This is a genomic window from Nostoc sp., assembly GCF_036917675.1.
Lineage (GTDB): Bacteria > Cyanobacteriota > Cyanobacteriia > Cyanobacteriales > Nostocaceae > Nostoc.
Genome location: NZ_JBALCT010000064.1, coordinates 34,097 through 58,519, shown reverse-complemented (window position 1 = coordinate 58,519; position 24,423 = coordinate 34,097). Strand labels below are relative to the sequence as shown.

Here is a 24,423-nt window from a genome sequence, read left to right as displayed (position 1 = left end):
GTTTGCTCAACCACCCACTTTCTAGGCAATACCTCAAATCCTGGCTGGCGTTGATGCCACAACCAGGATTTATGTGCAGACACGCAACAAATCATGTTCTTGATAAGAACAAATCGCCGAAACGATGGATTCTCGTCAAAAAATTCAGTTTGGGGATCAGCTTGTTCAGTCTTTCACCAGGCTGTTGTTTTCTTGCTGCTGGCGGAGTTGCTATTTTTAAAATTAGCTCTAACAACCAAGGAGCAAGGCGTTGACACAACACGGCTAAATGACTTTGCCATCCGACTAAAATTTCTGGTGAATCATTTTGCATTCCGGTGACGAGTGCTTTAGCCACTTGCTGGGGAGTCATGGGGATCACCCAGCGAAATAAATTTAAGTCGCGCATCATGTCTGTGTCTGTGAGGGAAGGCAGTAATGCGATCACGCGGATATTATAGTCAGCTAGTTCGCGCCGCAAGGCTTGGGTAAATCCCAAAATTGCAAACTTGGTAGCTGAGTAAGTCGCCATCGTCGGTGCTGCTACTTTCCCCATCAGACTCGATACATTAACAATAGTTCCTTGTCTTTGGCTGGCCATGCGTCGAGCGATCAGACTAGTCAGGTTGTACATTCCGAACAAGTTCACAGAGAGTTCTTCTTGAACTTGGGGCATTTTAGATTGCAAAAACGAGGTTTGGTATGCGACTCCCGCACAATTAACCAGCAAATGAATCTGTCCGTAATTGCGCCACAGTTGGGCAACAGCGATATTCACTTCAATTGTCTGCGTCAAATCTAATGCGACGATCGCAGTTTCTGTACCCATCGCCTCGATTTCATTAGCTACCTCAACCAACTTTTGGCGATCGCGTGCTACCAATATCAGCCGCTTGATGCCTAATTGTGCTAGTTCGAGGGCGATCGCTCGTCCAATACCACGGGAAGCCCCTGTAATGAGGGCTACTTTGCCTTGAATCTCCATTGGTTATATCCTCCAAAATCTAAGTCTTACCAAACTCTTCGTTATTGCCGACCGACACAATCACAGCTACTCCCTTATCGGCACAAGTAAGACAAATAATCAATTGCAATTGAAATCAAACTGAAACTAAGCCTTTAGCAACGAGATATTTCTTGGTTAATCTGCCATCTCTCATAGTTGTCTATACGAGGCAGAAATTTATCCTTTTTAACCGGTCAAAGCCTAATACACTTGGCTGAATGCATGTAGCTCATAGATTTTATTTCTCCTAGATCCGAGCGCTCATCAGCATCGTTGTCATACACACGTTAGCAATTAAATCAAGGTATTGCAATATTCTTTAATCAGGATTTCTTAATACTTCTTAACGACAAGTATATATATGCAAAAGATTTTATTAAATAAGTTTTTATGAATACCTCAGTACAAATATCTCACTTTCCTGACAATTAAGCTCTATTTTAGGAAATTGTGATACTTAAGTCATAGCTGAGAAACAAAAAAGACATATAGTTTTTGGTTTACTGTTGCAACACTGAGGTTTTTCAGCTATTTCGCAGATTGGCATCAGTATATTTAGTGATTTATTTTAAATCAAGGTTTCTGATTTCTACTTTTAAATTATTCTCTTTAATTCAAATTAGGACGGCATTTTTATCTGCTAAAACTTTAGTAAAAATGGTAACTTGTTTGCCTTTAACTTTGAGTTCATCAAGGAAATGGTTGAGACTTCCCTAGTGTATACCAAACTTAAATCATTCATGAACAAAAAGATCCCCGACTTCTCTAAGAAGTCAAGGATCTAAAGCTTTCAATCTTCATAAATCAAATAAGATTGCTCTAGCTAAAACTACGAGTAAGTAAGTGGGTAAGAATAAATTAAACTATGTGTTTATGCGTAGAACGAAATAGCCTTACGGTTTAATTATGACTTTTCACGTTGTATGGAAAAGCCCACGAAAAGCTAACACCCTAACTCCCTTCCCGTATCGGCAAGGGGAAAATTCAAAGTCTCGTTTTCCAGATACCGTAAAAAATTAGCCCTTTAATTAAGGAGTTAAAAAGTCTAAATGGTTTCCCGGTTGGGCACGCAAATCTTCCACAGTCCCCTGAATTTGTAATTTGCCTTGATTAAGCAACACAATCCAATCAGCACGGGTAATTACTCTAGGACGGTGGCTAATCAAGATCGTGGTTTTACCTTTGCGGTGCAACAACAGTTGATCTAAAACTTGAGCTTCACTAACTGGATCGAGTCCAGCAGTTGATTCATCTAAAATCAGCACTGGTGGATCGTTAACGATCGCTCTTGCTATAGCCAGCCTTTGGCGTTGTCCACCAGAAATATTTGACCCAAATTCACCTAATACAGTTTGATATTTTTCAGGTAATTTACTAATAAAATCGTCTGCCTCAGCAATTTGGCAAGCATTGACAATTTGCTCAAAGGTGACGTGAGGAGAACCTAACCGAAAATTTTCAACAATTGAGCGACTCCAAAAATGAGCATCTTGAGGAACGAGAGCAACTTGTTGCCGCAAACAATCGAGGGCTAGGTCTTGCAGATTATAAATACCAATGCGAATATTGCCAGAAAGAGGTGTATATAATCCGGCTATCAATTTAGCAAAAGAACTTTTTCCACAGCCAGATGTACCAATTAGGGAAATAACTTTACCGCCAGGAATCCTGAGGGAAAAATCTTCCAGTAGCTCTAGCCTGCCGGCGTAGTGAAAATTTAGGTTTGTGCAAATAATATCTGCATTACTAGGAATTTCAGCAAAGGGTTTGTTAGCATCGTCTTTAGTTTCAGGTGTGGAATCTATAACTTCTGTTAAGCGTTCGGTGGCAGTTTTCGCACGCATGAATTCATCTATAAATCCGATCACAGCACCGATGAATGCCAAAAAATTCCCATTCATCCCGTTAAATGCTAGCAGTTGACCGATGCTGAGTTCCTTACTAATAACTAGGGTGCTGCCAAAACCAATCAAACTAACGCTGCCAACAGCATAAACTAGCCCAGAAAAGATGCTGTTAATAATTCCAATCTGAATTGTGCGAAATGTTTGGTTTGATAGCCGACCAAATCTGTTCTGAAATTCTTCCCAAAATTGAGGACCAGCAGTAGTAGTTTTGAGTGTCAGCGCTCCTTTAAAGCTTTCAACGAGAACGCCCTGGTTTTCCGCGTCTAAGACCAATATACTTCTGATTTTTTGTTGAAGTGTAGGCAGGAAAACCACCGTAGATAAACTCATGACAATAGCAACAACGACGGCAACAAAGGTGAGTTTCCAGCTATAGAACACCATGAAACCCAAAGAAATCAGTCCGATAAAAAAGCTGCTAGGCAGACTGATAACTGCATGAGAAACTAGCTGATTAATTTGTTGAATATCTTGCAATCTACTAACAATCTCGCCACTGCGACGTGATTCATAGTAAGTCAGAGGCAACCGTAGAATTGTTCTGGCAAATTCTAGAACTAGCCCTAACTCAAGCCGTTGGGCAAAATTGGCAATCAGGTTAGATTGAACTAGTTGCAGACTACTTGACACCAAATTCATCACCACAACCGCAATAATCACACCACCAAGAAGCTTGGTATCACCTCGAACTAATACATCATCCGTTAGAATTTGAAGCAGGAAAGGAGACGTTAAGGAAAGCAGACCAATAACTACAGCGCAGAGAAAAGCCTCGAATATTATGCCTCCATAAGGCAATGCACGCCGCGCAAAGCGCCAAAGACCGTTAACTTTATCATCCGGTTGAGCATAAAAGCGAACCGAATCTGGCTCTAGTAAAAGCATCACTTGATCTGACCAAGCCTCCGTTAATTCTTTTCTAGAGATATAACGGATATTAGCTGCTGGGTCGGCAACTATATATTTCTTGCCTTTCTGACCATACAAAACAACCCAGTGGTAGCCTTTCCAGTGAATGATTGCTGGCAGTGGTGCTTGGTTCATTCGATCTAATATTTCTTTTGATGCCCTGACCGAACGCGCATTAAAACCAAGTGCCTCAGCTCCCCGCCTCAATCCCAACAATGTTGTTCCTAATTGCCCAGTACCTACCGCTTCCCGGATGCGATTTAATGTAAAGTTACGCCGATAATGTTTGGCAACGGAAGCAAGACAAGCAGCTCCACAATCCTCTTCACTATGTTGTGTAACAACTTGGTATTTCATTTCACACTCCAGTACCCAATAACATGGTGACTAAACCCAAAAAAATAGCAGGGTTTAATCCCTGCGTGGTTAAAAATTTGACCAACCAGTTTAGTTTAACTATCATACCAATCAAGACAAACCAAAAAGTGATAGCAAGTCTGGTGATATTACTCCCTGTGGAATTGCTCCTCCTTTGATATTTTTCACAACTTTTGTAGTTGATGTTGATTTAAAAGCTTTTTTCGCAGGTTGTTTCTTTACTGCTGCTTTCGCAAGTGATGACTTGACTTTAGTAATAGTCCCATTAGAAAATGCCACGGTGCTACCACCACACAGGCTTGCTTCTTCAGCTTCAGTCATGAACATAAACATTGAAGAGATTTGAGTGCTTTTCATGATTTTAGTTAACCCAAGTTGCTAATTATTAAGTTTTGAACTTTATACAAATCTGACTGGGATTAAAGATCCATATGGTGGATTTCTCAGTTAGCGCTTGTTTCGCTATTTGATTGCTCAAGGGTCAATAGTAACTTTAGGGAAAAGCGCCATTGATATCTATGATGATATTGACGGTTGCTATTGGGCAACCATCAATATGATTTCGTTAAGTTTATTGAAGAAAAGTCGGCGGCTAGCAGTAAACCTATGTTAGCATTAGTCAAATTAAAGAAAGAGCTAATCACTTGATAGGATTAAGTCAATTAGCAATTTATTGCCGTACAAAAACAGCTTAATCTGGGTAAACAGAGTAAATTGTTTAACGTCCGGTAGTTCATTTGGGTAAAGGCGCGGTTAACGTGTCTTTACGTTTACTATTGCCGCTCTACTAAACTGCATATCTTACCTAAATCAGGCGCATTAAGGCGCATTAACTGCGGTTGGGTTGGAAGTAGCGTTGTTAGTTACGCTTCCACCGTTTGCATCGGCGCTAATAGGAGACTTAACGATCACAATCGGTGCACTGCCGCCGGTTATGGTGATTTTACCAGCCGTGCCGCCGTCACCGCCAACACCTACTTGATTAATTTTGCTCAAAGCTAAGGCAAGGTTGAGGTATGACTTATAGTCCTTCTTCTTGGTACCACCAGACAGATTGGCTTCTTCGTTAGCGGTTAATGTCGTGAACAATGTGCTTTGCATAATCTTAGTTCTCACTTAGTTTGATACTTGAAAAGAAGCGGTGCTACATCAGCCCCAGGTAATACTTTAACCTAATTAGGTGCATTAACTGCAACTGGGTTGGAAGTTGCGTTGTTAGTTACGCTTCCACCATTTGCATTTGCGCTAACAGGAGACTTAACTAGCACTACTGGTGCTTTGCCGCCGCCTATAGTGATATTACCAGCCTTGCCACCGTCGCCAGCAACACCGACTTGATTAATTGTGCTTGAAGCAACGGCAGCGTTGAGGTATGACAGATAGTACTTCTTGTCGTTACCACCAGACAGATTGGCTTCTTCGTTGGCAGTTAATGTTGTGAACAATGTGCTTTGCATAATCTTAGTTCTCACTTAGTTTTATACTTGAAAAGAAGCGGCGCTACATTAGCGCCACGTAATACTTTTACCTAAGCAGGCGCACTACGGTGCATTAACTGCAACTGGGTTTGCAGTAGCGTTGTTAGTTACGCTTCCACCGTTTGCATTTGCGCTAATAGGAGACTTAACGATCACAACCGGTGCTTTGCCGCCGCCTATAGTGATATTACCAGCCTTGCCGCCGTCGCCAGCAACACCTACTTGATTAATTGTGCTTGAAGCAAGGGCAGCGTTGAGGTATGACAGATAGTACTTCTTGTCGTTACCACCAGACAGATTGGCTTCTTCGTTGGCGGTTAATGTCGTGAACAATGTGCTTTGCATAATTTTAGTTCTCGCTTGATTGTTGGGATTAAAGTCACGTCACTAAAAAGTAATAAATATCAAATATAAATCGTATATTTAGTTACTTTTTTCGTGTCTCTAAATGTATTATACGACTCTTGTTCTAAAGGTCAAGTAACTATTTTTTTAAGAAATATGTATTACACCTCTTTACTCAGGATATTACATAGTTATTGTTTATACAAATTTTTGATTAAAAAGAAGTTTTTATTTCTCAAAAAATCGCAGGCGTAAATATACATTGATATAAATATGGCGATCAAAAAACTGAATTTTGCTCCAAAATGTATAATTTAAGCTTATTGCGTATTAATGCTTATGAAATAACGATAATGCCCATATTTAAAGATTATTTAAAGATATAGTAAAGTAAGTGGATAACATTTTTATACCAATGCTACTTAAATAATTTGATCAAACTCAAAAGTTGGATTCTGCATTTTTAGCTAAGTATCTTTATGTAAGAATGTTTTTTAATAGGTTATTATATACAGCGCTAATTTGATCTTATATAATTTCTTTTAATATAAAAATGCTTAAGTTTGCTTAATTATTGATTAATGGGAAAAAAGGCTTGATTCATCATACAAAACTTTTGTAAATAAATAAAGAATAGATAAAATTTTAGACAAAAATTATAAAGATTTGGTGTTCGTACTAAAATCCGCTAATTGTTATTTAAACTTAACAGTATATAAACCTTGTATTTACATACTAAATACATCCAGGCAAGGCACTTATCAGTAATCAAAGCAGAAGCCTTCGCTTTCGCCGTGGAGGGCGAAAACGCCAAAATTATGGGAGTTTTACCAAAAAAATAATTGAAACAGAAGAGAGCTTTTATTTTTTGGATATCTCTAAATCTTGATCTTCACGCTAACGCTAGGTAGATTTTTTTGCTAGATTATTTACACAAACAAAATGTTTTTTAAAGTTCATGCTCATTGACCCCCAAGCAGACTTTCTTCGCCTAGTCGAAAACGACGAATATCTTCCGCCAGTCAGCATATGGACAAGGTTAGGAGGGATATTTTTAATTGGAAGTGTTGGCACTGCCTTCGGACTTGCTAGTGTCATTCAATACAACATAATAGTGAAAACTGATGCTACCGTCCGCCCAACCGGAGAAATACGGTTAGTGCAAGCAGCAGCCGAGGGAACAATCACAAGTATTAAGGTAAAAGAAAATCAAGTTGTGAAAAAGGGAGATACGATCGCACTGATCGACAACTCCCAATTGCAAACTAAAAAAAACCAAATACTCGGAAGTATTCAGCAGAATCAGTTACAACGATCGCAAATCGATGCACAACTCAAAGCGCTAAAAGCTCAAATGGTTGCTGAGTCCAATGCAATGCAACAGGCGATCGCATCCGCAAAAGCAGACTTCAGTCGCAACAAAAGAGACTATAAAGATAAGCAAATTACTACTCAGACGGAAGTACAAGAATTAGAAGCCTCTCTTGAATTAGCTAGACAGCAACTCAAGGGATATGAGCAGCTGGGAAATACAGGGGCGATCGCTACTCTCGAAATTAAAGAAAAAGAACAAGCTTTTAAAGCTGCTACTGCTAGACTCGAAAATGCTAAAGCTGGACTGAATCCTAGTAATGCTAATGTGGCGATCGCCCAAGAACGCATTGCTCAAGAATTGACAAAGGGTCAGTCTACCCTCGCTCAATTGAACAAAGAGGAAGAGGAAATCATCAGGCGTCAAGTTGAAATCCAAAACCAAATTAGCAGCTCTCAACAAGAACTTAAACAAACTTTTACGGAACTGCAAAAAACTGTAATTCGTACCTCAGAAGCAGGTACTATCCTCAAACTAGAATTAAGAAATGCTGGACAAGTTGTGCGTCCTGGGGATGCGATCGCTCAAATTGCTCCCAACAAAGCCCCTCTGGTGATCAAAGCCCGTGTTGCAGCTTCGGATATTACTAAAGTGAAGGTGTGTAAACTCGTACAAGTAAGAAAGTGTCCAGATGGGGAAGTAAAAATGCGGATTTCTGCCTATCCGTACCCAGATTATGGCATCCTCGAAGGTGCTGTTAGAGATATTAGTGCCGATGTAATTACATCTCAAGGTAATGGTAATATTCCAATTGCGCCTTACTATGAGGTGACAATTGAGGCAGAGAAACTTTACTTAAAAAAGGGCGATAAATCCTATCCTCTTAAAGCAGGGATGGAAGTTACAGCTGAAATCATTTCCAAAAAAGAAACCCTATTAATATTTATTCTGAGAAAAGCAAGGTTGCTAACAGATTTCTAGGCAACTGCGGAAGCGGAGTCAGAGCTACTCCGCCTCCGATTTAATAATTGTTTAATCTTATATTCTTCAGCAAAATTAATATAGCGGTTCTCGGCCCTTGTGAGATACAAGAACCCCACCCCCCTCCCCGCTCTTTTAAAGGGGGCTATGATGTACCTCATGTGATTAGGAAACGCTATATGCACATCTACTAAGGCTGTAAACAGGTCAAAAATTTTATTAACTAATTCACCGGACTGCTTGCGAATATCTTCTGCTAAATGCATACTTGCAATAAATTTTTTTATTTGATGAGAATGAACATTGTGGTCATTTTCAGCGACTAAATGAGGATTTTTAAAATACGGATACTCTCGATTAGTAAAAAATTTTAATTTTTGAGTGATTGGTGCAGTTATTGATAAAAAAATATTTGAGATCGATTCTATCGACTCAATAGCTACTAGCTTATAAATGGGATTAACTTGAAAAGTTCGCCGATATAGTTCATAAATTATTTGTCTAAAAATCACTGTCTGATCACTAAAATTAATTTTTAAATAGTCAGTAAAATTTAAAAATCGATTAAAATTCAAGTCTTCTAAATTTTTTAAAACCCATATCCAATGATTCTCTTCTTTACGGATTTGGTTGTTAACAACATCTGGAATTGGGTTAACTATTGGTTGTTCTAAGCAAACCAACTTGTTTAAACCTCCATATCCCATTATAAAAAGTGCAAAACATAATCTTTGTATAAGATCAATGCTCTTATTTCCTAAAAACTCAAAGAAGGGTAACTGAGCAAATTTGGCTGATTCTTTTTCAATTAATGCAAACAATTTTTTCATGTTGAACTTTCACCTACAATCATTACTTGTTTACTATTGAAGTTGCTCAAGGTAGTACCTGCTTACTTTACGGTGGGCGTACAAGTTTTATGCAGAGCGAGCTAATTCTTTACAAAACTTCATAAAAAAGTCCTGTGTTCCTGTCTTCCTGTCTGATAAGTTGCACAGCGCAGTGTCTATTGAGTTATCAGTTCCGCTCATAAGTTTTATGCAGAGTCAGCCAATTCTTTACAAAATTTCACCAACTGCGTTACAGTCAACGTTTTCCCCTTGTGCGTGGTCAGAGTTTTGTTTTGGTTACTTGGGAATGGTGATGAAGAGTGCTGAGTTGAAAGACCGCCCACAAGGGGTCTTGCTCTTACTAAATACAGAAGTATTGAGTATTTATCAAGAAAGGCAGGAGGCAAGAGGAATACAGCAAGACAGCGCTGATGCCATAACCGGAAGGGAACAAGGGTTTAAAACCCCCACCAAATTTTCTTGTTTTGTGGCTCTGGTTCTGGTAGGGTTAGAATCCACATTTGTTGCGTTAGCTTCCCGCAGGGTACGAAACATAAAAGCCCTCTGCCTCCGCACGATTATCATTTCTATTAAAAATCTTTTGGGTATTTTAACTGATTGACAAAAAGCCCTTTACCTTAAAATCTTACAGATGGGTAGGGTTAGGGGTAGGTTGAAGATTTGATGGTTTGACTGACTGGGGAATTGACCCATTCCAAATTTGATTGAATTGCTCTGCTGACAACGATTGTAAAAGACTGAGATTAAGCGGCTCTTTACTGATAAATATGGCGTAGGATGGCTGCAAATAGATACGGTATTCAGGGCGCTTGAGGAGATGGGTTTCTAAAAAAGCAACGCTGAGGGCGTTGAGATAGGAATAAACAGCAGCAGAATCGGGACCCAGCAAAGCGCGTGGCACAGGTAAGACACCGTTTTGAGAAGTAGGTTCAGCGATCGCTGAAAAATGGGTGGCGTTTTCGATCAAAGCTAGATATTTATTGGGATCAGAAAGCCAGGTGAAGGGGCGAATTTGCTCAAATACGGGTGGAGCGAAAATATCTTGACTACCTGCTACCAACATTATGGGAATTTTAATTTGACTGACTTCGCTCTGACCCAAAATTAAGCTGTCAATCGGATTAATTGCAATGATTGCCTTGATGCGATCGTCTTTAAGTTCGTAATTTTTTATGGGTAACTTACTTGCTTCACACTGCAATAAGAGCGACAAATTAAAGGATGAATAATTGGCATTACAGTCTCGGCGGAGTTGGTTAAAGTCAATATTTGCTCCTGCTAGAGTCAAAACAGTATAACCGCCAAAGGACTGACCAATCGCCCCAACTTGCTGAAAATTGAGTTTTCCTTGGAGGGTAGGATCAGATTTTTCTAGACGCTGGAGTTGATCGAGTAGATACTTGATATCCAAAGGTCGGTTGATAAATTCCTCTGGTTCTGGTGGACCTGCTAAACCCGCAAAGTATTGCTGAAAGCGTTTGGCATTACTACCAGGGTGTTCCAGTACAGCAACAGCAAAACCATAAGATGCTAAATGTTCAGCCAGGTAGACAAAGCTAGAGCGGTCTGAAGCAAGACCGTGAGAAATGACAACCAGGGGAAATGGCGCTTGTCCTTGGCTTTGTGAAGCTCCTTCAGGTAAATAGATATCTACCGGGAGACGGCGATCGCGAGAAACGTCATTTAGCTCGAAGGTTTTTTTCTGCCAGTGGAATTTTCCTGGCGATCGCAAATCTCGTTCTTTGGAGAAGTCAATTGTTGAATTTGCCGCTTGTGCGATCGCTTCTTTTTGAAGAGAGGCAAAAACTTCATCCTTTTTTTTCAGCAATTGTGACAAGTCATCAACTATGCTTAAACCCTGTGTAAAATTCACCCGTATAGTATTGCTAGGAAATTTCCGCAGCAAATTTATAACTGTTAAGCCGTTTTGATCAGCAGCAGCCAAAATCAAAGAGGCACGTATGGCATAGAAGCCGTTCTTTCGAGACTCAGTGAGGAGTAATTCTCCCAGCTGTTCCATCACTTGCTCGCCTACAGGTGAGTAGGTAACTTGAGATACTAGTGTAGGAGTGACATTGAAGCGTTGCTGGAGTAGATCCCGCAGTTGAGCGAGTTGTTGAGGAGTAGCACGACTAGCATAAAATGAAAAGTCTTGATCGATTTTACCAACTTTCGCAAAAGTTTCTAGCGAGTCCACGGATAAGTAGAATTCGCCGAAGGGAGGGTAAAAAAAGCTAATACGTTCAGCTCCCAATCCGGGAGTAGCAGTGAAAAACGTAGATAGCAAACCTAAACCCAGATATCTCAAAAATTTTTTCATTAGAAAAACCCACTGTCTAACCCTGCCAAAAAAGTTTGGGCGAGGAGGAAAGCGGGGCGGGATCTATAACCACTTTCCTGTTTACACTGGCTCTAAGCACAAGAAAGCAAGTACTTACATCCATAGTCTCGCACATACGCAATAAACGGCACTGAATTAAATTTCTGGATTGACACAAATCACATCTGTGGTTTTATGTCAACCTCAGCTTAAATCCCTTTAAAACCTCGTTTCTAGCCTCTGGCTGAAAATGCTCCTCATTGATTGGGCTGCTGCCGTGAGTCAGGGAGGCGGAGCCTCAAAATAGGTATTCCCAGTCGGAGAGTGTGAACGAGGTATCCCCTACTTATTCTTCTGAATTATCAAAATACATGGTTAGCAAATTTTTGAGCCAAACAGCATCAGTAGAGCGATAATAGATATAGAGATCAAAATATGTTATATGTCCATCTCCTCTGGTGCCTGTTGTGTTGTCATCCTCAACCAACAACAAGAGCAAAATCAAAATATCTGCCTCCAAAACCAGTGCCAGGATGTGCCAGTTAACCACAGCAAGAGCATGGTTAAAAGTTGCACTGTAGTTGAAAATGGTCGGGTTGTGGTTAAACCTTTACAATCACCACTCAATCAAACTTCCGAGTAACTTTCAGGCATTTCAACTCTTTTCATCTAAAGGGAAAACATCGTGAAAGCGGTTGTAATCAATGTAGCGATGTCCATCGGGTGTGTGGTGGAAGATATCGACAAATTGATTATTCCACAAAATATCATTAGCACCATAAGTATGACGGGCATGGACGACCTGTGCAACCGTCTCATCAAGGCCACTCAAAGAGACGATCAAAATAGTATTTGTCTGGGTTAAGGATTCTGGTGTCATCCCATATAGAGGACTAAACTCATCAATGACATGCATCACTGACCAGCTTAACGTGAAGCTAGGTGTTTGGTTCGTTAGCAGTTTGAGATCGTGGAACCGACGGATGAACTGCCCTTCTAGGGTTATTTCGTCGCGCATTAAGTAGACTCGCATCTGCGCCTCCAGAATTATATTGCGACGCTTATTAGCGCTACGAAATATGAGAGTCGGCATCGCATTATGAGGTGTAATCACTGCAACACGGCTAAAAACCACACGGGCTGTGGGTCGGGAGAATCGAGCAAACGCTAGTCCTGTCATCACAGCAATTCCCATCAAACCGATCATTGCTTCAATGGTGACAATAATGTTGGCGTAAGTTGTTTTAGGATACATTGCCCCATAGCCGATGGATGCTAGGGTTTGGACGCTAAAGAAAAAGACATCTAAAAAAGAGCCAGGTCGGGCGTTGGCTATACAATCTCCTCCTATCAAGTAAGCTAGGGCAAATAGAGCATTAATAGTTAGATAGAAAGTACAAATCAGCAGCAGAAAGCCAGTCCAGGAAATCGTTAGCAGCAGATGGTAGGGATCGCGCCAGTAGGAATACCATGTAGCCATGCCCATAATCTCAAATTTCCCATCTCGAACTTGAATCTGAATCAGTGGAATCAGACGTTGTTGTTTATTCCGTGAAAGTCTCTTCAGTCGAAATTTCATTGCAAGTAGCCAAAAGAACGGCAACTCCTTAGTATTGTAAATTAAGTTGCTTTGGAGACATTCCACTTACCTGCTAAGAAACGGGAAATTTCACCTTTGTTTTCTTATAAGTAGGTAGGCGTAATTAAATGTTTATATCAAACCTCACCCTCAATCCCTCTCCAAAGCATCGGAGAGGGAAGCCGGAGGCAGGGTGAGGTTTTATATTTAATTTGACCCACTTACTTAACTATTTTCAGGTAAATAGACGACGCTGGAAAGCACAGCAATGCTGTGTCCCTACGACAGATTTGGTATAAATGAAACCTGCTGTAAATCGACAAAAAAATAGGGTGTGCAATGCCATTGGTGTCAAGTTAAGAAAAATGGATGGCTGTCAAGAGTGGACAAATCAATGGTAAAAGTCAACACAAGGGTGTTGAAAAAGCCATGAGTAAACCACGGAAAAAACAAGGTAATCCAGATTTTCGCCATCGAGTCAGCGTATCGTCCCCAGCCAGTAAAGAGATAGAATCACGCCTGTTTGAACTAATCAGCCCAGGTACATTTACTAACCTCAAAGGGGTAAAAGACAGAGAACGGAGCTTGCGTTCACGAGTACTGACCTTACCAGTCATGGCAGCAATAGTGTTGAGTCTAGTGTATCGACAAGTACAACATCTCACGGATGTATTGCGATCGCTAGAAATAGAAGGATTAATCTGGGTGGAAGCAACGAAAGTCAGTAAACTTGCGTTGTCTCAAAGACATTTGACTAATCTTCTTGACCCACAACAACTTTCGGCACAAGACATTTGTGATTTATACCGACGACGTTGGCCCATTGAGAACGTCACCGACGAACGGCTGCTCGCTCTCTTGACATCGGAGCTAATCCCTTAACTTGACACCAATGGCAACATGAGCACCCATAATATGCAATTTAAATGTGGAACACCTTAGTTCCTTGTAGAGACTTAAATTAAATTAAGTCTCTACAATTATCATCAAAAATAAATCAGCTGATTTATTTTTCACTTGAGTTTTTGCCTGTTCTAAAGCTATTTCTTTGATTACCTGACATGAATATTACCTTCAATAGCTTTAACTGCTAAATCCTGAACTTGTTTGAGAGCAGATTCAAGTTGCTTAGAAAGATTTTGAATCCGCATCTCTTGATTAGTAATAGTTTGTTCTAGAGATTGCAGTCTTTGTTCATAGAAACGCTTTTGCCCTTCCACTTCCTTAGAATATAAATCTGATTTTACTTTAGCTTGGTAGGCGGCGATGCCTTTGCCTCCTTCTGTAGCTTTTTTTATAACTGCTTCCTCGTCTTTCGGAAAAGCCTCTACCTTGGCTTTTAATTCTTCAAATTGTTTCTCTCTCTCAGAAATTGCTTTCTCTCGTTCAGCCCACTGTTTTTCTGTTTCTTGTAATAATTCTTCTAGTTGCTTATATAGTGCTTTCTGCTCTTGTTCATATTCGTCAGTTTCTAGTTTTCGCTGGAGTTCTAAATTATATTTATACTCTGAAGCATTACGTTGCCGAGTTTTATTTAAGTTTTCATTCCGTTTTTTGATCGCTCGTTGCTGTTCCTCCTGTTCTTTTCCCCAAGTATTCCTTTGCTCTAGTATTTCTTGGAATAAAACTTCAGAACGCTGGCTATATTCTTCCTGATAAGCTTTAGTATTATCTTCATAGGCTTGGATGACAGTATCCAAGACATGATCAGAAATTTCCAAATTGTGCAATTGTGTTAATTGTTGGATTTCTTCTTCTAAAGTTCGCCTAATTTCTTCTAATTTAGAAGCTTTTGTGGTTAGCTGTTCCGATAATTCATTAGTATAACTGCCAAAATATAATTGAATTTTCTCCAAGCTTTCAATTGTATTGCTCATCTTTTCTTGAACACTATAAAGCTGATTTATAGCTATTTTTTGTTCTATTTTAAGCTGTTCTTTAGTTCCAGACTGGTTTTCTTTGCCAATTTCATCGAGTTGCAATTTCAGCCTTGCTTTTTCCTGAGCTAACTCCTCATACGCCTGAAGAATTTCTACCTTAGTATTCTTATCAGTCGGTTTTTTTCCCACCACAATAAATCTCCTCTTCAGGAATTAAAAATGGTTAATATCCTACAAATTCATAACTATTTAGGATTAGAACTACCAAAAGCTCTCATCGCTAAATCTTGTGATTGTTTTAATGCAGTTTGCAATTGAGCCGAAATACCTTCTATTTGCTCAGATTGTTTCTTAATTGTTTCTTCCAGAGATTGAATTTTTAGTTCATAACTCTGTTTATTAGCTTCCCACTCTTTATCAAATAAATCAGCCTCAATTTTAGCTTTTTGGCTTGTTTCTTTAATTGCCTCTTCCCTAGCTTTCTTAACGGCTTCTTCCAGTTCGTTAGGAAAGGTAGCTACTTTTTGTAGATAGTCCGCAAAGAGTGGTTGACATTCAGCGAATATCTTTTCTCGTTCTGTCCAATCTTTCTCTTTATTTTGAGAATTTTCTGGTATTTCCCTTTGTTGTTGGCGTTTTATCGCTTCGTAGCTATCTGTATTAACTTTACGATTAGTTTCTAACTTATACTGAGATTCTTCTTGTTCTTGTTGGCGATCTTTAGCTAATAAATCGTTATATGCTTGGAGTTCTTCCTCATATTCTGCTTGCTCTTTTTGCCATTCTTTCCGCCTGATTGTAATTTCTTTCTCTAGTGCTTCCCTTTTGTTGACAGTATCTTGTTCAAGGGTTTTTAATTTTTCTTGGTGTTCTTGACTTAAAAGGTCTAAAGTATCTGCTACATCTCTGATTTGTTCAAACTCTTGTAGGCGTTGAGTTTCAATTTCTATAGCTCGGTTCAATTCATCTAACTTTGAATTTTCCTCAGCTAGTTTTTCAGAGAAGGCGTTAAAAATATTGCCAAACTCCAATTGTAAATCAGCTAAACCTTTGACAATACTATCCACTGTATATGTAGAAGCTGCTTGCAGAATTTCTTCACTTTTTGCCTTTTCTGCTTCCTCTTGTTTGATTGCTATTTTAGATTCCAGCTTTTTTCTTTGGATAATAATTTGTTGAAATGCTTGCATTAGTTGTTGTTTGCTGTCCTTGGCTCCAACTATACTCATCTTCTAACTCCCTTCAATAGGCAATCATTTATTGGGTAGCAAGCCATACCAAGAACTACCCTATGCAGATATCAGGGTAGCCTTTAAATCAACATTTTTAGCCCAGTGGAAATACTGAAATATTCCACCTCTGACACTTAGTTGGGGTACTATTTTTCTACACAAGTGTCTTTCAGGGCATATATTACTTTTTGTAAATAAAATCTAAAAGAATTAACTTTAGTAGAAGCGCGGTTGCAGTAAAGCTAGATAATAGATTCAATCATGCTAATTGATACAAGCACAGTCCCCGACTTTTGTGATATCAATGTATACCAGTGAATCGACCAAATATTCTGCCAGAACGGATATTGGACAAACCAGCCGTATTTTAGTAGTAGAAGATGAAGAATTAATCCAGGAAATGCTAGTTGTAGCCTTGGAAGAAGAAGGTTATGGGGTGATAACTGCACCCGATGGGCGGTCTGCTCTAGAGTATCTCAAAAGTTTTGAAACCAATTCAGGGGAACTTTCTTTTGATCTGATCATTCTTGATTTGATGCTGCCTCAAATCAATGGGCTAGATATTTGCCGTTTGTTGCGTCATCAAGGAAACCCAATACCGATTTTAATGCTCAGTGCTAAGGGTAGTGAAACTGACCGCGTTCTCGGTTTAGAAGTGGGAGCAGATGACTACCTGACCAAACCCTTTAGTATGCGGGAGTTAGTAGCTCGTTGTCGCGCTTTACTGCGCCGCCAACGCCTAAGTAATTTACCACAAGTACCAGTATTAAAATTCAAGGATGTCACCTTGAATCCCCAGGAATGTCGCGTGCTGGTTCGTGGTCAAGAGGTGAGTCTTTCCCCCAAAGAGTTCCGCCTGCTGGAACTCTTTATGAGTTATGCCCGTAGGGTATGGTCACGGGAACAATTGCTAGATCAGGTTTGGGGTCCAGATTTCGTCGGCGATAGTAAAACCGTAGACGTTCACATTCGGTGGTTGCGCGAAAAATTAGAGCAAGACCCTAGTCATCCCGAATATATTGTGACTGTACGAGGTTTTGGCTATAGGTTTGGATAATTAGTTTGGATAGTTGTTAGTTTTTAGTAGTTACCAAGAAACTAACAACTCAAATGCACTTATTGGGATTTTTTCTGGGTTTAGCGGTAGGCATTGGGTTTTGGGTTTGGCAACAGGTTCAACTTCACCGCTACCTGGGGCGTTTACTCCGACCGTTAACCTCGCATTTTTATAAGATGCGACTGCTGCTGATTCCTAGATTGCGGCAGGAAATAGCGATGGTGAAACAGCACGAGCAAGATTTGCAGCAGTTGTTGCAAACTTACCAAGACCTGCTAAATTTTGCACCAGTAGGATATTTGCAGGTGGATGAGGAAAATCAACTGCTATGGTGTAATCGACAGGCGCAGGAAATTTTGTATCTGCAAAGTTGGCAACCAGAACAGGTACGTTTGTTACTAGAGTTGGTACGGTCTTACGAACTTGACCATTTAATTGAGCAAACTCGTGATTCGCAAAAACCACAGACGGGAGAATGGGTATTTCATCGATCTTGTGAGGATGCCGCACAGATGCCAACAATAAAATCTCTGGCTTTGCGGGCGTCTAGCTTGCCTTTACCCAATGGACAAGTGGGAGTGTTTTTAGAAAATCGTCAACCCCTGTTAGATATAAATGAAGTACGCGATCGCTCTTTTTCTGATCTAGCACACGAACTCAGAACGCCCTTGACTTCGATTCGTTTAGTTGTGGAAACGTTACAAAACCGCTTGGAACCACCTTTAAATCGCTGGGTTAACCGCCTAATGCAAGAAGTTGACCGACTGATTAACTTGGTGCAAAGCTGGTTAGAACTTACCCAAATGGAAGCAAACCCAAATATGCAATTGCAAGCCAAAGCTGTAGAATTGCGATCGCTGATTGCATCTGTTTGGGAAACACTAGAACCCTTAGCACAGCGTCAACATCTATCTTTTTCTTATTCGGGCCCAGAAAATCTTTGGATTAAGGCAGATCAAGCCCGGATTTACCAGGTTTTTCTCAACTTGCTAGACAATAGCATTAAGTACAGTCCTCCTTATACAAATATTCAGATTCAAGCGAAAATCTTATCAACGAAGGATAATGATGGGGCTTCCCCAATTCTGGAAATAAATCTTATTGATTCTGGAGTTGGGTTTTCTGAGGCAGATTTACCCCACATTTTTGAGCGATTTTATCGAGGAGATAAAGCGCGATCGCATTCCCCCCAAGATGGTAACTCTATAGGGGCGATCGTTGGTAATGGGTTAGGATTAGCGATCGTTGAGCAAATTCTGATCGCCCACGGTGGTTCAATCAAAGCTATGAACCATCCAGAAACTGGTGGTGCGTGGATGCAACTCCAATTTCATGAAGTTATGGCAAACTCCCTAAGCCAAGACTATAGTTAGTAATATCTTCACCTTTGAGACAACAAGTGTGAAAGCTGTCGATTATAGTCCCAATCCTCAAAGACCACAACTCGCACGCGCCATTAGGCGCTTAGAACGTGATGTATTACGCATGGGTGCTTTGGTAGAACAATCATTTCGCCTCAGTCACCAAGCGTTATTTACTCGTAACTTAACAGCAGCTGAGGAACTTCCCGGATTAGATAAAAGGATTGATCGCTTTTATCGTCAAATCGAATCAGACTGTACGGCGATTATGACGCTGCAAGCGCCTACAGCTCAAGATTTGCGCTGTTTAAGTGCCTTTATGCAGTTGGTGCGAGACTTAGAGCGCATTGGCGATTATGCTGAAGATTTAGCTGAGATTGCGGTTAAAATTTTTCCTTATCCGCCTCATACGTGTTTGCCAGACATTGAAGCTATGTCCCTTCATGCCCAGGCGATGCTAGCAACTAGCTTGAAGGCTTTGGGAGATTTCGATGAAGCCGGTGGGCGTCGTTTAAAGCACCTAGATGATACTGTAGACGATGCTTACGATCATGTTTATCAGACTTTAGCCCAACAACGGGATGTGCCTGGTGTCGTCGAGCCAATTATACTGCTAGCACTGGCAATTCGTTGCCTGGAACGCATGGCAGATCACGCCACTAATATCGGTCAAAGGGTAGCATATATTGTCACCGGTCAACGCTCTTAATTGACGGTTCATTAGTCCACAGCCTAAAGCCACTACAACAAATGCTGACGACTCAAGCGACTTAGTACAGCTTTGCGTAAAACCGTGGCAAATTGAGGGTTGAAAGTTAAACGCTCCAAGAGCGCAGACTTTTTAAAATTGATTCGCTACGATTTGATCAAATCCTGTACTTAGTCTTCAGAAAATACTAAATAATTAAAAATAAGTTAACTATATATTTTACTAAAAGCTTACCTCTTCTTAAACTTGCACAATTAAAGTAACGGATAAACAACTGAAAAATTACACTCTATCTCACTGATAGAAACCTCAAACCAGAAGTTGTCTCTATGAAAAGATTTTGAGTTAGTCTCTAGCTCTGATTGAGAACAATACACTTTCAGACATAAGTAAGTGGGTCAAATTAAATATAAAACCTCACCCTGCCTCCGGCTTCCCTCTGGGATACTTTGGAGAGGGATTGTGGGTGAGGTTTGATCTTATATTTAATTACGCCTACCTACTTATAGGTAAAACTTGATACAAATTATTAGAGTTTCTTAATCATTGTAAATAGCGAGATTCCCTGATAATTATGTAGTTACGGTTAATGATGTATTCCACAAGTCCGACTTCAAACTCTTCTGCCGTGTCAAATAGCTCTGCTTTAAGCGGACAATTACCCCAGCAGATATTTACCCGTAGGGAAGTAATTCCACTTCAAAATGACGTGCTTTGGCGGATTGATCACGGTGCAGTTCGTACCTTAACGTGGAGTGAAGACGGAACATTCATCACTCTCGGTTATTGGGGACTGGGCGATCTGATTGGCTATCCTTTGTCTAGGGTCAAGCCCTACCAGATTGAATGTCTCACAGGCGTGGAAGTAAGCATTGTGCCACCTCATTTGTGGCATCAAAATATTAATGCTTTGTTGTCTCATATTCAACAGGCAGAGGATCTACTAAGCATTGTGCATCGAAAACCAATTTCGCTACGCTTATGGCAGTTTTTAGTCTGGTTAAGTGAAAAATTTGGACGTGATGTAGATAAGGGCAAGCTAATTGATCTAAATGTTACCCATCAAGATATTGCTGAAGTGTTAAATACCACACGAGTAACAGTTACCCGGCTCCTACAACAGTTGGAGGAAGAAGGAACGGTTTTACGCCACAAACGCCGCATTATTTTGCCCTTAGCAAATATTAAGAATTATAGTTCAGCAGTATGCTAACTAACTTGCTTGTAATAATCACAAAATATAATGTATAATCATCGCTGTGATTGTGTGTAGAATCCCCGAAAGTAAAGTGCTATAAGACTTTTATCAAGACTGGATTATCTAGGTGTGAGTGAGAGTAAAAACATGACAAAACGATTCTGGAATCTGATTAAGGTTAGTCCGGTTGTTGTAGCTTCTGCATTTTTCGTGGCGAATAGCGCCTTAGCTGCGGAAGTAAACGAACCAGTAACAAATGTTGCTCAGTTATCTGATTCTCAAGATTCTAATAATATGAGTCAGGTAACATCAGTTTCGCAATTTTCTGATGTCCAGCCCACAGATTGGGCATTCCAAGCTTTACAATCCTTGGTTGAGCGCTACGGCTGTATTGCAGGTTATCCCAACGGTACCTATCGCGGGAACCGTGCTTTGACCCGTTATGAATTTGCCGCAGGTTTGAATGCCTGTTTAGACCGGGTTAACGAACTGATTGCTACAGCTACAGCCGATTTGGTCAGTAAACAAGACCTGGCTACTTTACAGCGCTTACAAGAAGAATTTTCTGCGGAACTAGCAACCCTGCGTGGTCGTGTCGATGGATTAGAAGCCCGCACTTCCGAGTTGGAAGCTAATCAGTTCTCTACTACCACCAAGTTGGTTGGGGAAGCAGTTTTCAGTGTGTCTGATGTTTTTGGTGGAAATAGGGCAGTTGGTGCTGGTAATTCAAATCAAAACTTGGATTCTAATACCACTTTTTCTGACCGGGTTCGTTTGAACTTGTACAGCAGTTTCACTGGTAAAGACCAGTTGCAAATTCGTCTGAATGCAGGCAACATCGTTTCTAATGCTGGTGTAAGCGGTACTAACATGACCCGCTTGGCCTATGACGGTGTTACTGGCACTGGCAACTCTGTTGTCATCGACAAAATCAACTATGCTTTCAACTTTAGTGACGCAGTACGTGTGAAAGTTGATGCCACTGGTGGAGAGTTATGGGAGAATGTCAATAACTTCAACCCTGACTTTGCTAGCTCTGGTAAAGGTGCCCTTTCTCGGTATGGACGTTTCAGCCCTATTTATCGTCAAGGTGCCGGTGGCGCTGGTTTAACTGTTACCTTCAATCCTAAAGGCCCGATCAGCTTGAGCGGTGCTTATTTAGCTAGGACTGCTAACGACCCTAGCCTTAATAATGGGCTGTTGGATGGTGATGACGCTATCTTTGGTCAGTTATCTTTCCAACCCAGCAAAGCTCTTAATATTGGTCTAACCTACGCCCATACTTATCAAACAAATGGTGCTAACAATAACCTTTTGCAAGGTACAGGTAGTACTTTTTCCAACAATCCTTTTGGAAATAACACTCGTACCGAATCCGACAACTACGGTGCAGAGGCTACCTTCCACCTTGGCTCTAAGTTGGCTCTTAGTGGTTGGGGAGGTTATACAACTGCCGATGCTCAGACTGGTGCTAATGCAGGTAGATATGCAGAAATTTGGTACTACGGTGCAACACTTGCTTTGAAAGACTTTGGCGGAGAAGGCAACGTCTTGGGTCTGATCTTTGGTCAACCACCCCAAGTTACTGGTGGTAGCATAAAAAACGGTAGTACTTTAGACTCTGGTACATCTTATCACTTAGAGGGTCTTTACAAGTACAAGGTTTCCGATAATATTCAAGTCACTCCTGGTGTCTTGGTAATCTTCAATCCAGAGAACAACAATAATAACGACACTGAATATGTAGGCACTCTACGTACTACCTTCACCTTCTAAAAGGGGTGATGAAATATACAGCATAATTCGGAATTCACAAGTAGAACAGGGTTTATACTTCGCTTTCGGACTTCACTTTCCTTGAAATCTGCTGTAAAACTCAGAATTAGATAAACAAAACCCCACTTACAGCAGAATTCATCTATTTGAACCACATCTGTCGTCAGGGCACAGCATCGCTGTGCCCCTAGCGTGTGGTCTATTTACCTGAAAATAACTGTAAAGATGGGGTTTTGTTTAGATTTTTCAATCTACATAGCGCTTCTGGATTGAGTCAAAGTATAGAAATCTGTTTGATTTCTGCAAGCCGCACACTCGTGACTTATAGTCATGAGTTAGGCGTGTTACATGACTCCTTTCCTGTTGGTACGGAGCAATTAAAGAATCACTTCAAAGACTTCCTAGTTAGTCCCTTACGGGATTTCGACTTTGACCTAGACTGAGGTATCAGATATCTCAATCCCTGGCAAACCGTCTGCATAGGCGTTTTGCATTCCCGACTGTCCATCGGTACTAATTAGTATCTTAATATATTAGTGGCAAATGCAATACTCGTAAATATAAAGCATTGCGTGAAGCACGGGGTTTTAAACCCAATTTTTCGATAAATAAATATTGGGTGGCGCGATGCCTACGACGGCAAGCTACGTACCACCCAACCTAAAATTATTTCAAATCTAACGACTAATTCGCTACTTCAGCTAGTTCAATAACGCGCCCTTCATAGTCCTTGACCAAAAAATTTAGGGGCTTCTGGTTACGAATTTTGAATTTCAAACCGCGCGTTTCGACTCGCATTAAAATCATTTCTAGGCAGTCGTGGTCAAAACAAACGTGGCGCTGCTGATTTTTGCTACCTAAACTCGCGCCAGTAATGATGTGTAGCTGGGTATTTTTCTTCAATTGATACCACAGCCCATCATTGGCATTATTCAGCATTTTATTAGACAAGCTGGGACCTGTAGACATATATAGTGGATCAATGGCAGTTGCGCCGATAGTTTGTTCGTAGTTGTAGTAGTAGTGCAATGGCACCTCAGCTGCTGGCAAATCTAGCAGCCCTTCATACAACTGTCGGGCAATCTCCAAATCTGACACCATTACAGTGTGTACTTTTGGGGCACTGGTGAGGAACATCCACATCGCACCAGCGTAAGCTGCTAGCAGCATTACCATAATGCCTTGGGTGGAGAACAGACTATCTAAAGGCAGGGAAGGCAGAAAGGAGCCTAAAGTAAGGGGACTGAGCAGGAACGATATCACACTAACCGCTATAACCATGAACAAATAAGGATTCTATAAGTGAGCCGATTTTATGATTGTCGATTAAGACTAAAATTAAGTCCTTGTTTCTAGTTTATCAATACTCAAGTAGTCTGAGTCTGGGCTACAAACTGGGCAACACCAAGATATTATGCGATTAACTACCGGAGTTCAATTCCCAAAACTATTTTAACAACTATCAACTCAAAGACTTGTGCAAATTCCTCATTTTCCTGAAGCTAATCACCCCCTAGTGAAGTCGCTGTTTCATCACAGTGACGATGAACTATTGACTCTATTTCAGCGTTATCCAGATGCAGGGAAGTATTTTACGGTGATTTTTTGCCGCTATAGTCCCATAGTCTATACCTTAATTCGGCATTCGGCGCGATCGCCTGTGCAGGCAGATTATCTGTTTGCCCTCACCTGGCGACATATTTACTACGAACTCGGTGGACTACATTTAACCGACTCTGAATCAGATGAGCAAGCCTTAACCATGCAAAATTGGTTAATTAATATGACAGCTTTCTGTATTAACGAGATTAAACTACCACCCACAGAAGCAATTCATTATTCTCTCCAAGCGACTTCACCCCCACTATGGTGCTATGTAGAACAGGCGTTAGACCAATTACCGCCAGTTTTGCGATTAATGGTGTTAATGGCTCAAACTTTCCACTGGAGCGAAACTAGAATCGCTGCCTATCTGCAAGCCGAAGGAGAAGCGATCGCTCCTAGTGTTGTAGCCAATTCTCTCCAGGAAGGCTATCGTATGTTAGAAGAGAAATTACCCACAGATATTCGCGCCATATACTTTGGGGAATATTTAAGTCAATCATAACTTAAGTATAAACGCGTATATTGATTGTGTTAAATTTAAAAAATTAAAACTTCTTCTT

21 protein-coding genes and 1 pseudogene are annotated in these 24,423 nt (G+C 40.6%); 10 read left to right on the top strand and 12 right to left on the bottom strand.

Going from position 1 to position 24,423, the window contains the following annotated elements; all coding sequences use genetic code 11:
* Window positions 1-91: 91 nt before the first annotated feature.
* From V7K31_RS24160 to V7K31_RS24135, 6 genes are all read right to left on the bottom strand, one after another.
* Window positions 92-964 carry an SDR family NAD(P)-dependent oxidoreductase gene (locus V7K31_RS24160; RefSeq protein ID WP_335097381.1) on the bottom strand — a complete coding sequence of 291 codons (873 nt, stop codon included), beginning with the start codon at window positions 962-964 and terminating at the stop codon, window positions 92-94.
* A gap of 1,049 nt (window positions 965-2,013) precedes the next feature.
* Window positions 2,014-4,158 carry a peptidase domain-containing ABC transporter gene (locus tag V7K31_RS24155; protein ID WP_335097379.1) on the bottom strand — a complete coding sequence of 715 codons (2,145 nt, stop codon included), beginning with the start codon at window positions 4,156-4,158 and terminating at the stop codon, window positions 2,014-2,016.
* Window positions 4,159-4,269: 111 nt separating this feature from the next.
* Entirely contained in the window at window positions 4,270-4,536 is a 267-nt protein-coding gene (locus V7K31_RS24150) for a hypothetical protein (protein ID WP_335097377.1), read from the bottom strand.
* 462 nt (window positions 4,537-4,998) lie between these two features.
* The gene (locus V7K31_RS24145) at window positions 4,999-5,280 is read right to left on the bottom strand and encodes a hypothetical protein (RefSeq protein WP_335097375.1); all 282 of its coding nucleotides are present in this window, start codon (window positions 5,278-5,280) and stop codon (window positions 4,999-5,001) included.
* A gap of 71 nt (window positions 5,281-5,351) precedes the next feature.
* Entirely contained in the window at window positions 5,352-5,636 is a 285-nt protein-coding gene (locus V7K31_RS24140; protein ID WP_335097373.1) for a hypothetical protein, read from the bottom strand.
* Between the two features lie 84 nt (window positions 5,637-5,720).
* On the bottom strand, window positions 5,721-6,002 hold the full coding sequence (locus tag V7K31_RS24135) for a hypothetical protein (RefSeq protein ID WP_335097371.1): 282 nt from the start codon (window positions 6,000-6,002) through the stop codon (window positions 5,721-5,723).
* A 958-nt stretch (window positions 6,003-6,960) separates the two neighbouring features.
* Here V7K31_RS24135 and V7K31_RS24130 point away from each other — a divergent pair.
* Window positions 6,961-8,295: an HlyD family efflux transporter periplasmic adaptor subunit gene (locus V7K31_RS24130; protein WP_335097369.1), complete on the top strand. Its 1,335-nt coding sequence runs from the start codon at window positions 6,961-6,963 to the stop codon at window positions 8,293-8,295.
* Here V7K31_RS24130 and V7K31_RS24125 read toward each other — a convergent pair.
* Complete coding sequence (locus V7K31_RS24125) at window positions 8,292-9,125, bottom strand: hypothetical protein (protein WP_335097367.1); 834 nt, start codon at window positions 9,123-9,125, stop codon at window positions 8,292-8,294. The two genes, V7K31_RS24130 and V7K31_RS24125, sit on opposite strands and share 4 nt — an antisense overlap.
* A 172-nt stretch (window positions 9,126-9,297) precedes the next feature.
* On the opposite strand from V7K31_RS24125, the gene V7K31_RS24120 reads away from it, so the two are divergent.
* The gene (locus V7K31_RS24120; RefSeq protein ID WP_335097365.1) at window positions 9,298-9,747 is read left to right on the top strand and encodes a hypothetical protein; all 450 of its coding nucleotides are present in this window, start codon (window positions 9,298-9,300) and stop codon (window positions 9,745-9,747) included.
* Window positions 9,748-9,771: 24 nt separating this feature from the next.
* Here the strand turns inward: V7K31_RS24120 and V7K31_RS24115 are convergent, their stop codons facing one another.
* Window positions 9,772-11,466: an alpha/beta hydrolase gene (locus tag V7K31_RS24115; protein ID WP_335097363.1), complete on the bottom strand. Its 1,695-nt coding sequence runs from the start codon at window positions 11,464-11,466 to the stop codon at window positions 9,772-9,774.
* A 442-nt stretch (window positions 11,467-11,908) separates the two neighbouring features.
* Here V7K31_RS24115 and V7K31_RS24110 point away from each other — a divergent pair, with 442 nt between their 5' ends.
* Window positions 11,909-12,109, top strand: coding sequence for a hypothetical protein (locus tag V7K31_RS24110; protein WP_335097362.1), 201 nt, complete (start codon window positions 11,909-11,911; stop codon window positions 12,107-12,109).
* A gap of 12 nt (window positions 12,110-12,121) precedes the next feature.
* Here V7K31_RS24110 and V7K31_RS24105 read toward each other — a convergent pair whose 3' ends face one another.
* Window positions 12,122-13,045 (bottom strand): ion channel, encoded by a 924-nt coding sequence (locus tag V7K31_RS24105; RefSeq protein WP_335097360.1) that lies wholly within the window; start codon window positions 13,043-13,045, stop codon window positions 12,122-12,124.
* 369 nt (window positions 13,046-13,414) lie between these two features.
* On the opposite strand from V7K31_RS24105, the gene V7K31_RS24100 reads away from it, so the two are divergent.
* Window positions 13,415-13,927, top strand: coding sequence for a hypothetical protein (locus V7K31_RS24100; RefSeq protein WP_335097358.1), 513 nt, complete (start codon window positions 13,415-13,417; stop codon window positions 13,925-13,927).
* 84 nt (window positions 13,928-14,011) lie between these two features.
* Here V7K31_RS24100 and V7K31_RS24095 read toward each other — a convergent pair.
* Window positions 14,012-15,117: pseudogene (locus V7K31_RS24095) on the bottom strand (hypothetical protein).
* Between the two features lie 53 nt (window positions 15,118-15,170).
* Window positions 15,171-16,154: a hypothetical protein gene (locus tag V7K31_RS24090; protein WP_335097356.1), complete on the bottom strand. Its 984-nt coding sequence runs from the start codon at window positions 16,152-16,154 to the stop codon at window positions 15,171-15,173.
* Between the two features lie 307 nt (window positions 16,155-16,461).
* Between V7K31_RS24090 and V7K31_RS24085 the strand changes: the two genes are divergently transcribed.
* The 5 genes from V7K31_RS24085 to V7K31_RS24065 all read left to right on the top strand — a co-directional run bounded on the left by V7K31_RS24085 (window position 16,462) and on the right by V7K31_RS24065 (window position 22,258).
* On the top strand, window positions 16,462-17,214 hold the full coding sequence (locus tag V7K31_RS24085; RefSeq protein WP_335097355.1) for a response regulator transcription factor: 753 nt from the start codon (window positions 16,462-16,464) through the stop codon (window positions 17,212-17,214).
* Between the two features lie 53 nt (window positions 17,215-17,267).
* Window positions 17,268-18,587 (top strand): sensor histidine kinase, encoded by a 1,320-nt coding sequence (locus tag V7K31_RS24080; RefSeq protein ID WP_335097354.1) that lies wholly within the window; start codon window positions 17,268-17,270, stop codon window positions 18,585-18,587.
* A 28-nt stretch (window positions 18,588-18,615) separates the two neighbouring features.
* Window positions 18,616-19,284, top strand: a complete 669-nt coding sequence (gene phoU, locus V7K31_RS24075; protein ID WP_335097352.1) for a phosphate signaling complex protein PhoU — start codon at window positions 18,616-18,618, stop codon at window positions 19,282-19,284.
* A gap of 589 nt (window positions 19,285-19,873) precedes the next feature.
* Window positions 19,874-20,497 (top strand): Crp/Fnr family transcriptional regulator, encoded by a 624-nt coding sequence (locus V7K31_RS24070; protein ID WP_335097350.1) that lies wholly within the window; start codon window positions 19,874-19,876, stop codon window positions 20,495-20,497.
* A 132-nt stretch (window positions 20,498-20,629) separates the two neighbouring features.
* Window positions 20,630-22,258 (top strand): iron uptake porin, encoded by a 1,629-nt coding sequence (locus V7K31_RS24065; RefSeq protein ID WP_335097348.1) that lies wholly within the window; start codon window positions 20,630-20,632, stop codon window positions 22,256-22,258.
* Between the two features lie 684 nt (window positions 22,259-22,942).
* On the opposite strand, the gene V7K31_RS24060 is transcribed toward V7K31_RS24065, so the two are convergent.
* Entirely contained in the window at window positions 22,943-23,539 is a 597-nt protein-coding gene (locus V7K31_RS24060; RefSeq protein ID WP_335097346.1) for a glyoxalase-like domain protein, read from the bottom strand.
* A gap of 196 nt (window positions 23,540-23,735) precedes the next feature.
* Here V7K31_RS24060 and V7K31_RS24055 point away from each other — a divergent pair, with 196 nt between their 5' ends.
* Window positions 23,736-24,365, top strand: a complete 630-nt coding sequence (locus V7K31_RS24055; protein ID WP_335097345.1) for a sigma-70 family RNA polymerase sigma factor — start codon at window positions 23,736-23,738, stop codon at window positions 24,363-24,365.
* Window positions 24,366-24,423: the final 58 nt, after the last annotated feature.